The 12,510-nt window shown below is 68.8% G+C and carries 12 protein-coding genes; 1 reads left to right on the plus strand and 11 read right to left on the minus strand.

Annotation, left to right across the window (positions count from 1 at the left end; genetic code table 11):
- Positions 1–33: 33 nt before the first annotated feature.
- From EDC82_RS08265 to EDC82_RS08315, 11 genes are all read right to left on the minus strand, one after another.
- On the minus strand, positions 34–846 hold the full coding sequence (locus tag EDC82_RS08265) for an RNA methyltransferase (protein ID WP_006944167.1): 813 nt from the start codon (positions 844–846) through the stop codon (positions 34–36).
- A gap of 55 nt (positions 847–901) precedes the next feature.
- Positions 902–1,276 carry a 50S ribosomal protein L20 gene (gene rplT / locus EDC82_RS08270; RefSeq protein WP_006944285.1) on the minus strand — a complete coding sequence of 125 codons (375 nt, stop codon included), beginning with the start codon at positions 1,274–1,276 and terminating at the stop codon, positions 902–904.
- Between the two features lie 70 nt (positions 1,277–1,346).
- Positions 1,347–1,541 (minus strand): 50S ribosomal protein L35, encoded by a 195-nt coding sequence (gene rpmI, locus EDC82_RS08275; protein WP_006944255.1) that lies wholly within the window; start codon positions 1,539–1,541, stop codon positions 1,347–1,349.
- A 106-nt stretch (positions 1,542–1,647) separates the two neighbouring features.
- Positions 1,648–2,331, minus strand: coding sequence for a translation initiation factor IF-3 (infC, locus tag EDC82_RS08280; protein ID WP_337905398.1), 684 nt, complete (start codon positions 2,329–2,331; stop codon positions 1,648–1,650).
- Between the two features lie 281 nt (positions 2,332–2,612).
- A complete protein-coding gene (locus tag EDC82_RS08285; RefSeq protein ID WP_131941148.1) occupies positions 2,613–3,857 on the minus strand; it encodes an MFS transporter in 1,245 nt (414 codons plus the stop codon).
- 72 nt (positions 3,858–3,929) lie between these two features.
- A complete protein-coding gene (locus EDC82_RS08290; RefSeq protein ID WP_115296128.1) occupies positions 3,930–5,342 on the minus strand; it encodes a xylulokinase in 1,413 nt (470 codons plus the stop codon).
- Between the two features lie 66 nt (positions 5,343–5,408).
- The gene (locus EDC82_RS08295) at positions 5,409–6,449 is read right to left on the minus strand and encodes an NAD(P)-dependent alcohol dehydrogenase (protein ID WP_006944326.1); all 1,041 of its coding nucleotides are present in this window, start codon (positions 6,447–6,449) and stop codon (positions 5,409–5,411) included.
- A 126-nt stretch (positions 6,450–6,575) separates the two neighbouring features.
- Positions 6,576–8,072 (minus strand): mannitol dehydrogenase family protein, encoded by a 1,497-nt coding sequence (locus EDC82_RS08300; protein WP_062256437.1) that lies wholly within the window; start codon positions 8,070–8,072, stop codon positions 6,576–6,578.
- Positions 8,072–8,959: a carbohydrate ABC transporter permease gene (locus tag EDC82_RS08305; protein WP_062256434.1), complete on the minus strand. Its 888-nt coding sequence runs from the start codon at positions 8,957–8,959 to the stop codon at positions 8,072–8,074. Before EDC82_RS08305 ends, EDC82_RS08300 begins: the two co-directional genes overlap by 1 nt.
- Entirely contained in the window at positions 8,959–9,837 is an 879-nt protein-coding gene (locus tag EDC82_RS08310) for a carbohydrate ABC transporter permease (RefSeq protein ID WP_231729381.1), read from the minus strand. The genes EDC82_RS08305 and EDC82_RS08310 overlap by 1 nt, the downstream gene beginning before the upstream one ends.
- A 104-nt stretch (positions 9,838–9,941) precedes the next feature.
- A complete protein-coding gene (locus tag EDC82_RS08315; RefSeq protein ID WP_062256431.1) occupies positions 9,942–11,315 on the minus strand; it encodes a sugar ABC transporter substrate-binding protein in 1,374 nt (457 codons plus the stop codon).
- A 132-nt stretch (positions 11,316–11,447) separates the two neighbouring features.
- Here EDC82_RS08315 and EDC82_RS08320 point away from each other — a divergent pair, with 132 nt between their 5' ends.
- Positions 11,448–12,413: a sugar-binding transcriptional regulator gene (locus tag EDC82_RS08320; RefSeq protein WP_062256429.1), complete on the plus strand. Its 966-nt coding sequence runs from the start codon at positions 11,448–11,450 to the stop codon at positions 12,411–12,413.
- The last annotated feature ends 97 nt before the right edge of the window (positions 12,414–12,510 follow it).

Below are 12,510 nucleotides of genomic sequence, written 5' to 3' on the forward strand. Positions count from 1 at the left end.
CGATTCCCACGCGTCCGCGCGGGCGAGGGGTGCTCAGTTCTGGGCGGCAGCCGAGGCGTAGAGGCAGACGGTGGCGGCCATCGCGAGGTTGAGCGACTCGGCGTGGCCGTAGATCGGCACGCGGACGACGTCGTCGCACTGCTCGCGCACCTCGGGCTCGAGGCCCCATGCCTCGTTGCCCATGACCCACGCGTGCGGGGTGGCGAGGTCGACGTCGGGCAGAAATGTCTCGCCAACGCCGTCGGCGGCGTGCAGTGTCAGCCCTGCGGCGCGACAAGCGGCGAAGATCTCCTCGATCGACGACCCGCGCGAGATCGGCAGGTGCCACAGCGAGCCGACGCTCGAACGCACGAGCTTCGGGTTGTAGAGGTCGACGCTCGCGTCGCTGAGGATCACGGCGTCCGCCCCCGTCGCATCGGCGCCGCGGATGACGGTGCCCGCGTTTCCGGGGTCGCGCACGTTCGTGCAAATGACGACGAACTTCGGCGAGCCCGCGAGCACGTCGGCCAGCGGGCGATCGATCGGCCTGGCGACGGCGATGATGCCCTGCGGCTGTTCGGTGTCGCACATCGCGGCGAGCACCTGCGGCGAGCAGTCGTGGACGAAGCGCCGCTCGCCTGCTGCGGCGCCGTCAGCCCATTCCCCGGCGAGTTCGCGCAGGTCGGGGTGACGCTCGGCGGCGTCGGCGTCGAGGTAGACGTCGCGGATCGACATCGGCGCGAACCGGATGAGCTCGCGCACGGCCTGGCGCCCCTCGACGAGGAACAGCCCGGCCTTGTCACGTGCAGAACGCCGCCCCAGCGCCTTGACCTGCTTGACCCGATCGGAACGGACGTTCGTGATCATGGTCGAGCGAGCCCTTCGGCGTGGAGCGGCGTTCGGTGCGAAAGAGGTGCCTGGATCAGGCAGCCGGCGTCTGGGCCGGGACGTTCGCCTTGGCGATCTCGACGAGCTTGGCGAAGGCCGGGGCGTCGTTGACGGCCAGCTCGGCGAGCATGCGACGGTCGACCTCGATGCCGGCGACCTTCAGGCCCTGGATGAAGCGGTTGTACGTCATGCCGTTGAGGCGAGCCGCAGCGTTGATGCGCTGGATCCAGAGGCGACGGAAGTCGCCCTTCTTGGCGCGACGGTCACGGTAGGCGTAACCGAGGCTGTGCGTCACCTGCTCCTTGGCCTTGCGGTAAAGGCGCGAGCGCTGGCCGCGGTAGCCGCTGGCCTGCTCGAGAACGGTACGACGCTTCTTGTGGGCATTGACTGCCCGCTTCACGCGTGCCACGTGATCACTCCTTGAGTGGGGCGGCGGCGCCTGACGCCTGCCGCGAAGTTAGTTGGTGGGTGTGGACGGCTCAGAGGCCGAGAAGGCGCTTGATCTTCTTCTCGTCGGCCGGCGCGAGAACGACGTCGTTGACGAGACGACGCGACTGACGCTTGGCGCGCTCCTCGAACTTGTGCACGTGGCGGGCGCGCTGCCGCATGATCTTGCCCTTACCGGTGACGCGGAAACGCTTCTTCGCACCGGAGTGCGTCTTCATCTTCGGCATGGCCGACTCCTTCGCTACCTCGACGCGCTCGTGTGCGCGTCGGCTGTCTGACTGCCTCGCCCGATCACCCGGGACGAGGGTTCTCCACCCGAGGGTGAAGGGGGTGTTACTTCGCAGCCTCTCCGGCCGCGACCTGCTCGGCCTCAGGGGCCTCGCTCGAGACAGGCGTCTCGGCCTGCGGCTCCGGGGCGGCATTGGCTGCCTTCTCGGCCTCACGACGACGACGGTCCTCGGCGCGCGCCTCGGCCTTCTTCTTCGTCGGGCCGAGCACCATCACCATGTTGCGCCCGTCCTGCTTCGGCGCGCTCTCGATGAACGCGAGCTCCTGCACGTCCTCAGCGAGCTTCTGCAGGAGGCGGAAGCCGAGCTCGGGGCGCGACTGCTCACGGCCGCGGAACATGATGGTGACCTTGACCTTGTCACCGGCCGACAGGAACCGGACGACGTGACCCTTCTTGGTGTCGTAGTCGTGCTGGTCGATCTTCGGTCGGAGCTTGATCTCCTTGATGACCGTGTTGACCTGGTTCTTGCGCGACTCGCGCGCCTTCATGGCCGCTTCGTACTTGAACTTGCCGAAGTCCATGAGCTTGGCGACGGGCGGCTTGGCCTGGGGGGCCACCTCGACGAGGTCGAGGTCGGCCTCGGCGGCGAGGCGCAGCGCGTCCTCGACTCGGACGATGCCCACCTGCTCACCATTGGGGCCCACCAACCGAACTTCCGGGACTCGGATTCGGTCGTTGATGCGTGGCTCAGCGCTGATGGCCTGCTCCTTCACGAGTGTGATGTTCACGAGTTGTTGCGGTGTGCCCGGCCACCGACGGTGTTCGGGCAACAAAAAAGACTTCTTGCGAGCGCAAGAAGTCTTCGTTCAACACGCACGACGCGATGATTGTTCCGTCGCCATCGAGGCGGGTGCCTCGTCGTGCATCGTGACCAAGACCCTGCCTCCCGAAGGAGACCGAGGGTGGAGACCGAAGCCCCTCTTGCGCACCGAGCGCTTTCACTGCCTCGATGAGGCCATGCGAACGTTCGGCTGGTTGCCACTACGATAGCAGCCGGTGTGGCTCCGCCCTAATCGGCGCGGCGGGCGGTTTCGACGTCGGTGCCCTGCGCCTGTGAAGACGCCGGCAGACCGGCCCGTCGTGACCGCAGCCCCCGTCGCGCCCCGACCATGACGGCGCCGAGGCCGGCGATGGCCGCCCCCGTCAGCCCGACGGACGCGAAACCGCCCGCGAAGCCGTGACGGTCGATGAACACGCCTGCGAGCGGCCCACCGAGCGCACCGCCGAGGGTGAGGAACGAACCGTGCCACCCCATCGCCTCACCGCGCACCCGTTCGGGGACGACGCGCGTGAGTGCATCGACGGACGCAGTCATCGTCGGCGCGCAGAACAGGCCCGCGACGAAACCCCACACGCACAGCCCGAGCACGCCGTGGGCGAAGCCGATCGGCGCCGTCGTCAGGGCGAGCAGGACGAGCAGCGCGAACATGGGCGGAGGCGACGTCATCGCGCCGTAGACGAGCCCACCGAGGACGGAGCCCAGCCCCCACACGGCCAGCACGAGGCCGAGCTGGGCGGATGCGTCGAAGTGACGGGCTGCGGCGACGAACGAGACGTCACTGCCGCTGAGGACGACGACGGCCGCGAACCCGACGAGGCACACCGCCAGGAAACGCGGCGTCACCCAGCGTTCGCGTGGCAGGTCGACGTCCGCGGCAGCCTCTTCGTCGAGCGCCTGCCGGATCGGCGGGTCGATCCACCACAGCAGCGCCGCGAGCGCCGCGGAGGCCATCTCGAGGCAGAAGATCACCCACGACGTCGGGAAGTGACCGCCGAAAGCGATCGCGATGACGGGCCCGAGCATGAAGGACAGCTCGACGATGATGCCGTCGGTCGCGAGCGCCGTGCGGCGATCCTCGTCGCTCGTCGCGGCGATGATGCCCTGACGGATGACGGTGAACGTCGGCACGGCGAACAGCCCGGCCAGTGCCGCGAGCATGAGCAGCGGCACATAGCCGACGAAGGGCGCCACGGCCCAGCACCCGGCCGTGACCAGGATCGACGGCGCGACGACCCGGCGCAGCCCGAGGGTGTCGAGCAGGCGCCCGCGCCACGGCCCCGACAGCGCGACGGCGAGGGTCGAGGCCGCCGCGACGAGACCTGCCTGCGACCAGGTGCGGTGCAGCGTCTCGACGACGTGGATCGTGAGCAGCACCGACACCCCGAACGTCGGGATGCGGATGGCGAAGCCGAGCAGCAGCAGCTGGCGGGTGCGGCGGTTGGCAAGAACGCGGCGGTAACGGGTGGCGGGCATGGTGGCGTCATGGTGTCACGGGCGTGCGGTGGTGGGCGAACCCCTTTCGTCCACCGCCTCGAGGTTGCCCGTTCAGCCGTGCAGTTGCCGCTGCAGACGTAGGTAGCGCTCGTAGACCGCGCGTCCGGCGGTGACGTCGTCGTCCGTGGCCTCGAGTTCGTGGTCATAGGCGACATGCCAGGCCGGAGGCTCGTCACCTCCGGCCAGCGCCCACGCCGCCTGGCGCGCCGCGCCGATACCGACGTACTCCCCCGGCGCCGGGATGTGCACCGGCAACCCGAACAGGATCGGTGCGATCTCGCGCACCGCCGCCGAAGCCGCAGCGCCCCCGATGAGGACGATGCGTCGCGCGCTCAGGCCGTGCTGCTTCAGCCCCTCGACGCCCGCGACGAGGTTCGCGAGCATCCCCTCGACGCAGGCGCGCGCAAGGTTCTCCGGCGTCGCGTTCGCTCGGGTGAGGCCGCCGAGCGTGCCCGTGGCGTCGGGCAGGTCGGGCGTGCGCTCACCGTCGAGGTAGGGCAGCAACGTCAGGCCCTGCGCGCCGATGGGTGCCGCGAGCGCGAGGCGGGAGAACTCGTCGAGGTCGACGCCGAGCAGCTGGGCACCTGTCGTCAGCACGCGGGCTGCGTTGAGGGTGCACATGAGCGGCAGGTGCCGCCCGTCGGCCGAGGCGAATCCGGCGATCTGCCCGCTCGCGTCCCGCGTCGGCGTGTCCTGGACGGCGAAGACGGTGCCCGACGTGCCGAGGCTGACGACGACGTCGCCGGGCTGCAGGCCGAGACCGAGCGCCGCGCCCATGTTGTCGCCCGTGCCCGCCCCGACGACGAGGCCCGCGTCGGTGACGCCGGCGGGCTCGGCGGGGCCGAGGACGCGCGGGACGCCGAACTCACGGCCCAGGGCGAGACGTTGGATGCCGGCGTCGTACTCGCCGGTGACGGGTGACCAGTACCCGGTGCCGCTCGCGTCGCCACGGTCGGTCGTCCATCCTCGCAAGCCGCCGCCGGCCTGCAGGATGCGCCCCGTCAGCCAGTCGTGGGGCAGGACGACGGTGTCGAGGCGGGCGGCGTTGTCCGGTTCGGAATCACGCAGCCACCGCACCTTCGCGACGGTGAACGCCGCGACGGGCACGACGTCGAGCCGATCCACCCAGGCGCCCGCTCCCCCGAGTTCGTCGACGAGGTCACGCGCCGCGCCCGCCGAGCGAACGTCGTTCCACAGCAACGCCTCTCGGATGACGGCGCCGTCCGAATCGAGGGCGACCATGCCGTGCTGCTGACCGCCGACGGCGATCGCCTCGACGTCGTCGAGCATCCCGTCCGCCGTCGCGTCCTCATAAGCGCGCCACCACACCTCGGGGTCGACGCTCGTGCCGTCGGGGTGAGGCGCGCGCGAGGTGCGCACCACGGCGCCCGTCTCGGCATCACAGACGACGATCTTGGTCGATTGCGTGGACGAATCCACTCCGGCGACGAGTCGAGGTGACATGGTTTCCCTTCTCAGGCGTCGCCGGGGGCGACGCGCGGTTCGGACGGCGGTAACCGTACGGTGAGATCAGACCGTCGGCAGTCCGTTCGGATAGATCATGGCCTTGACGGATGCCGGGTCGTCGAGGCCCGCGCGCAGGGCCTGCTCGCCGTCGGCGAGGTCGAAACGCCCCGTCACGAGATCGTCGACCTCGACGACGCCGCCCGCGAGCATCGCGAGCGCCTGCGGCCATGTGTTTGCGTAGCGGAACACCCCGGTGGCGCTGACCTCACGCTCCTGCAGCGCAGACAGGGGCAGTTCGACGGTGTCGCCGCCCATCCCGACGAGCACGGCGCGAGCGCCTCGCGCCAGGGCCCGCATCCCGGCGAGCGTGACTGAGGCGACCCCGGAGCACTCGAGCAGAACGTCGTACTCGCGCTCGTCGAACCTCTCGTGACGTGAGTCGACGACCCGCGCACCGAGCGCCCGGGCACGCTCGAGGCGTTCGGGGTTGAGGTCGACGACGGTGATGTCACGCGCGCCGCGCGCCCGGGCGGCCAGCAGGCACATGAGCCCGATGGGGCCGCAGCCGGTGATGAGGACGCGATCTCCGAGCGTCACATCGGCCTTGCGGCAGGCCCACAATCCGACCGACAGCGGTTCGACCATCGCAGCAGCCTCGTCGCTCACGCCGTCGGGCACCGGATGCGCGAAGGCGGCGTCGTGGACGATGCATTCGGCGAGCGAGCCGTCGTACGGCGGCGTCGCGTGGAACACCATGTCAGGGCACAGGTTGTAGGCGCCGGCGAGGCACTGCGCACACGTGCGGCACGGCACGCCCGGTTCGATGCTGACGCGCTCGCCGATGCGCGAGGCGTCGACGCCCTCACCGACCGCTTCGACGACACCGGCACCCTCATGCCCGAGCACCATCGGGTAGTCGACGGCGTAGCTGCCGATGCGCCCATGCGTGAGGTAGTGCGTGTCACTGCCGCACACGCCGACGCACGTCATGCGCACGAGCACCTGCCCGGGGCCGGGCGTCGGCACGTCACGCTGGGTCAGGGTGAGCGTCTCGGGTGCGCTCAGTTCGAGCACGCGCATGGGGTTCCTCTCGTCACACGTCATCCGGTCTCCTCTGTCGTCCTGGGGTTCCATTCACCCCCGAGGACTCCGACGCGGCCGGCGCCGCAGGCACGATGCCGGCGGCGCCGACCACGCCTCGTCAGGTCACCCCGACGTCACCGTGCCGGCTCACGCGCCGGGGCGGGCGTCCTGGGCGGCGCGGGCCTCGAGCGTGGCTCGGGCTCCGACCTCGTGCAGCGAGTCGAGTGCCGCGACGTAGGCCGTCGTGAATCGTTCGTCGTCGACGAGGTCGCCGAAGAAGTCCGGGTTGCGCAGGAACGCGAGCTTGTCGTCCTGCTGCGCCGCTGCGGCCGCCATGACGGCCTCCTTGGCGCGATCGTTGACGTCGATCGGGTCGCCCTGCTCGTCGGCGCCCTCGGCGTAGCGCGCCCACGACGCGATGACAAGGGCCGAGCGGTCGATCTCGCCGCCGTGCGCCAGGTTGTGCTTGACGACCGGCACGAGCCACTTGGGGATGCGGTCGCTGCTCTCCATGCACAGCCGGGCGAGCGTGTCGCGCACCTCGGGGTTGGCGAACCGCGCGATGAGCTCGTGACGGTAGGCGTCGAGGTCGACCCCGGGCACCTCCGGCAGCGTCGCCGAACCCTCCTTCTCCATGTAACCGAGCAGAAAGTCGACGAACAACGGGTCGCTGCACACCTCGTGCGCGTAGCGGTAACCGGCGAGGTAGCCGACGTAGCAGAGCGTCTGGTGGCCGCAGTTGAGCAGGCGCAGCTTCATCAGCTCGTACGGTTCGACGTCGTCGACGATCTGGACCCCGGCATCCTCGAACGGCGGGCGCCCGTTGGTGAACTCGTCCTGCAGCACCCACTGGGCGAACGGTTCGCACACGACCGGCCAGCCGTCCTCGACACCGAACGTGTCGGCAAGCTCGGCGATGTCCTCCGGCGCCGTGACGGGCGTGATGCGGTCGACCATGGAGTTCGGGAACGCGACGTGATCGCGCATGTACTGCGCGACCGACGGGTCCTTCAGCTCGGCGTACGCCGTCATCATGCGCCGCGCGATCTCGCCGTTGCCCGGCAGGTTGTCGCAGCTCATGACGGTGAACGGCGTGAGCCCCGCGTCGCGACGGCGTCGGATCGCCTCGACGATGAGCCCGAACGCCGTCTGCGGTGACGCCCCGTCGGCCAGGTCGTGCTGGATGCCCGGGTTGGATGCCTCGAACTCCCCCGTCACCTGGTTGACGAGGTAGCCGCCCTCGGTGATCGTCAGCGAGACGATCTTGACCTCCGGGCTCACCATGAGGTCGATGACCGCGTCGGGGTCGTCGGGCGCGAACAGCATCTTCTGGATCGAGCCGATGACGCGCGGCTCGCGGGTGCCGTCCGGGTGCTTGAGGACGAGGGTGTAGAGCCCGTCCTGCGCATTGAGGGTGTCGACGATGCGCTTGTCGTGCGGCAGCACCCCCACGCCCGTGATGGCCGAGTCGAGGGCCTCGCCGTCGTTCATGAGACGATCGAGGTACATCGCCTCATGCGCGCGGTGGAAGCCGCCGACGCCGAAGTGGACGATGCCCGTCGTCAGCTTCGCGCGGTCGTAGGTGGGGCGCGCCACCTGTTCCGGCAGCTCGGCCAACGTGGATTGCAAAAGGCGGACGGCCATCAGCGAACAGCTCCCATCGACAGGCCCTGGACCAGCTTGTCCTGCGCGGCGAAACCTGCGGCGAGGACGGGCAGCGACACGACGATCGACGCGGCGCACACCTTGGCGAGGAATAGGCCCTGACTCGTCACGAAGCCCGTGAGGAACACGGGCGCGGTCTCCGCCACCGTACCGGTGAGCACGCGGGCGAACAGCATCTCGTTCCAGCTGAAGATGAAGCAGATGAGCGCGGCCGAGGCGATGCCGGGCATGACGACCGGCGCGATGACCTCACGCAGCGTGCGCACGAGACCGGCGCCGTCGACCTGGGCGGCCTCGAGCATCTCGCTCGGAACCTCGGCGAGGAAGCTGCGCAGCATCCAGATCGCGATCGGCAGGTTCATCGACGTGTACAGCAGGATGAGAAGCCAGATGTTGTCGAGCAGGTTGACCTTCTGCGCGAACAGGTAGATCGGCAGCAGCGCTGCGACCACGGGCATGAACTTCGTCGACAGGAAGAAGAACAACACGTCCGACCACTTCTTCACCGGACGGATCGACAGGGCGTACGCGGCCGGCAGGGCGAGCAGCAGGACGATGAGGGTCGAGACGACGCTCGCCGTCAGCGAGTTCGCCAGGGACGGCCACGGGTTCGAGTCGAAGAAGTTCTTGTAGCCCTCCGTCGAGAAGGGAGCGTCGAACTTGGGCGGGTTGGTGGCCGCGTCGTTCTCGGAGTGGAACGAGATCCACACCATCCACACGACGGGCAGGACGAACAGCAGGCCGATGATCCAGGCGAGGACGCCGAGCAGGGCGCCCGACCTCTTCTTCGGGTTCGGCGTGTACGCGGGCCCGGAGGACTTCGGCGTCGCGGCGGGTGCAGCGGCCGCGGAGGCGGGAGTGCTCATCAGTTCTCCTCCTTGAAGAGGCTGAGGACGGTGCGCAGAGCGGCCGTCGCGATGATGATCGTGCCGAGGACGACGATCACACCGGCTGCGGAGGCCTGACCGTAGTCGTGGGCCTGGTAGAAGGTCTGGTAGATGAGGTACGGCAGGTTCGCAGTGCCGAGACCACCCGAGGTGATCGTGAAGACGGCGTCGAAGTTCTGCACGATGTAGATCGCGCCGAGCAGGGTGCTCAGCTCGATGTACGGGCGCAGGTGCGGCAGCGTCATGTGCTTGAAGATCTGCCAGTTCGACGCACCGTCGATGCGCGCGGCCTCGACGACGTCCATCGGGCGCGACTGCAGACCCGCGAGCAAGATGAGCATCATGAACGGCGTCCACTGCCAGATGAGCGAGACCGCCACCGCGAGCAGCGGGTTGTTCGTGATCCAGTCCGGCTGCGGAGCGTCGTCGCCGAGAACCATCTTGAGGAATCCATTGAACAGGCCGTACTCGGGGTTGAACAGCGCGTGCTTCCACAGCAGCGCCGCGGCGACGGGCACGATGAGGAACGGCGTGATCATGAGGGTTCGGACGATGCCGCGGCCCTTGAACTTGCGATCGAGCAGCAGCGCGATGCCGAGCCCGAGCAGCAGGCTGATGATGACGACCATGAGCGTGAGCAGGATTGTCACCCAGATCGCCTTGCGGGTGTTGACGTTCGTGAACACCGTGACGAAGTTGTCGAAGCCGGCGAATCCGACGTCATCGGGGTAGTACGCGTTCCAGCGCATCATCGAGATGACGATGGTCGCGACGAACGGCAGCTGCGTCGCGATGATCATGAAGATCAGCGCCGGCAGCAGCGGCGCGCGGCGCGCCCACGCTCCCGTCCGGGCCAGGGCTGTCTTGCCGCCCGGAGCCGGTTCGAGATCGTGGTTGTCGGGGTCGCGGTGATCGAAGTCGTCCTCGTCCCCTCGTGCGAGCGCGTTGGTGCTCACGTCACTCACTTCCCTTCACGCTTGCGATAGTCCTCGGCCACGTCGCTCGCGAGCTCCTGGCCCGTCTCGAGCGCCGCATCGACGCTCTGCTTGCCGGCGATGGCCGAGCTGACCTCCTGGCTGACCTGGGTGCCCAGGGCCGGAAACTCGGGGATGTCGACGAACTGGATGCCGCCGGCGGGTCGGGGCTGGACGCCCGGGTTGTCGGGCTGAGCCGACTCGATGGCCTTCTTCGCCGGTTCGGCGAACGCCTTCGCGGAGGCGACGTACTCGGGGATCTCGTACGTCGAGGCGCGCTTGCCGGAGGGGACCGACGACCAGCCGATCTTCTCGCCGACGAGCTTCTCGTACTTCTTGCCCGAGGCCCACGAGACGAACTTCCAGGCGGCGTCCTTCTTCTCGGACTTCTGCTCGATCGCCCACGCCCAGGCGTACAGCCAACCGGCATTCTTGGTCTTGACGACGGGAGCCGGCGCGTAGCCCATCTTCCCGGCCACCGGCGAGCCCTTGGCCTCGAGGGAACCGGCGGCCGACGTCGCGTCGTACCACATCGCCGTCTTGCCCTGCTGGGTGTTGTTGAGGCACTCGGTGAAGCCCGCCTGCGGCGCTCCGGCCTCACCGTGCTTCCTGACGAGGTCGACGTAGAAGTTCGTCGCCTGCTTGAACTCGGGCGAGTCGACCTGCGCCTGCCAGTCCTTCGTGAACCAGGTGCCCCCGAAGGTGTTGACGACGGTCGTCAGCGGCGCGAACAGCTGACCCCATCCTGGCTGACCACGCAGGCAGATGCCGCGCATGCCCGGCTGGGCGCCGTCGACCTTGGCCGCGATGTCGGCGACCTGCGGCCACGTCGGGTTCGCGGGCATCGTGATGCCCTTCGACGCCAGGATGTCCTTGCGGTACATGAGAAAGCTCGACTCGCCGTAGAACGGCTCGCCGTAGATCTTCCCGTCGACGCTGAGCGCCTTCGTCATGGGAGCGAGGATGTCGTCCTGGTCAAACTGGGTGTCGGCCTTGACGTGGCTCGTGAGATCCGCGACCCAGCCGGCCTTCGCGTAGATCGGGATCTCGAAGTTGCTCAACGTCGCGACGTCGTACTGACCGGCCTGGGCGCTGAACTCCTGACTCGTCTTGTCGCGCAGGTCGTCCTCCGGCAGCACCGTGAAGTTGACGTGGATGCCCGTCTCCTTCTCGAAATCCGGCGCGAGCTTCTGCAGGTCCATCATCTGCGGGTTGTTGACCATGAGGACGTTGATGCTGTCCTTGCCACCCGATGAGACCCCGCCACCCCAGCCCGCGCACGCGGTCGTAGAACCGCCCACCAGTGCTGCCGCGGCGAGGAGGGCGATGCCATTTCGTCGTCGTCCCACGAAACCTCCCATGTCGTCGTGCCTGGTGTGCAATGCTCGAACGAGCACCATGCTCACTTGAGCACTAGCAGGCACATATGAGTAAAGTGTGATTCGACACACAATGTCAACCCACGATTCACGCTACGAACGCCGGGAGTTCCCATGGTCGACGCGAGCGCACCGCAGCATCAGCGCCTCATGGTCCACGCAGCACGTCGCTACTACCTCGACGACGCCTCCAAGGTGGCCATCGCCGAAGAGCTCGACATCAGTCGGTTCAAGGTGGCGCGCCTGCTCGAGGAGGCCCGCGACCAGGGAATCGTCCGCATCGACGTCGTCGACCCCGGCGCCGGGTGCGAGCACCTCGAACGCCGCCTGCGCGACGCGTTCGGGCTCGCACACGCCGTCGTCGTCGACGTCGAGGAACTCGAGACGGACGCCGCGCAGGACGAGCTCGCCCGCCGCGGCGCCGACCTCATGCGGCGCCTCGCGCAGCCGACCGACGTCATCGGGCTGCCATGGAGCCGGATGGTCGCCAAGGCGGTGCGCCACTTCGACGGTCTGCCACCCGTGCCGATCGTCCAGCTCTCCGGGGCCCTCGACCTGCCGGCGTACGAATCCTCCCCCGTCGACGTCGTGCGTGACGCCGCCCGCCTCACCGGCGGAGAACCCCGCGTCTTCTACGCGCCGCTCGTTGCCGACGACGCCGCTGCGGCCGCCGTCATCCGCGCTCAGGCGAGCGTCGCAGGCACCCTCGACGACGCCAAGCACTGCTCCCTCGCACTCGTCGGCGTCGGCGGGTGGAGCAGCGGCGAGAGCACCCTGTTCGACCTCGCGAGCGACGACGAGCGCGACGATCTCGCGCGCCTGCAGGTCGTCGGCGAGATCGCCGGCTCCCTGTTCGACGTGACCGGCGCGCCGGTGCACGCGGGCCTGACGGCACGTCTGGTCAGCATGCGCCCCGACGATCTGCGGCTCATCACCCACGTCGTGGCCCTGTCGCACGGTCGGGCGCGCGCCGCGGCCGTCGCGGCCGGCATCCGCGGGGGCTACCTCACCTCGATCGTCGTCGACACGCCCTTGGCGCATGAGCTGCTCGCGCAGCACACCGAGGCGGCGGACGACTGAGCCCCACGCGCCGCGAGGCGCACGGGAACGGTCGGGACCGGGCGCCGCAAACTTCTACCCGTCAGTAACTACCTGCACTCACACCCTGCGCCCCGAT

It is taken from the genome of Dermacoccus sp. SAI-028, from assembly GCF_004346775.1.
GTDB classification, from domain to species: Bacteria; Actinomycetota; Actinomycetes; order Actinomycetales; family Dermatophilaceae; genus Dermacoccus; species Dermacoccus nishinomiyaensis.

Bases quoted from the DNA above. Each gene is read 5' to 3' on its own strand.
- EDC82_RS08265 (WP_006944167.1), bottom strand. From the start codon at position 846: ATGATCACGAACGTCCGTTCCGATCGGGTCAAGCAGGTCAAGGCGCTG.
- rpmI (WP_006944255.1), bottom strand. From the start codon at position 1,541: ATGCCGAAGATGAAGACGCACTCCGGTGCGAAGAAGCGTTTCCGCGTC.
- EDC82_RS08285 (WP_131941148.1), bottom strand. From the start codon at position 3,857: ATGCCCGCCACCCGTTACCGCCGCGTTCTTGCCAACCGCCGCACCCGC.
- EDC82_RS08290 (WP_115296128.1), bottom strand. From the start codon at position 5,342: ATGTCACCTCGACTCGTCGCCGGAGTGGATTCGTCCACGCAATCGACC.
- EDC82_RS08295 (WP_006944326.1), bottom strand. From the start codon at position 6,449: ATGACGTGTGACGAGAGGAACCCCATGCGCGTGCTCGAACTGAGCGCA.
- EDC82_RS08300 (WP_062256437.1), bottom strand. From the start codon at position 8,072: ATGGCCGTCCGCCTTTTGCAATCCACGTTGGCCGAGCTGCCGGAACAG.
- EDC82_RS08305 (WP_062256434.1), bottom strand. From the start codon at position 8,959: ATGAGCACTCCCGCCTCCGCGGCCGCTGCACCCGCCGCGACGCCGAAG.
- EDC82_RS08315 (WP_062256431.1), bottom strand. From the start codon at position 11,315: ATGGGAGGTTTCGTGGGACGACGACGAAATGGCATCGCCCTCCTCGCC.
- EDC82_RS08320 (WP_062256429.1), top strand. From the start codon at position 11,448: ATGGTCGACGCGAGCGCACCGCAGCATCAGCGCCTCATGGTCCACGCA.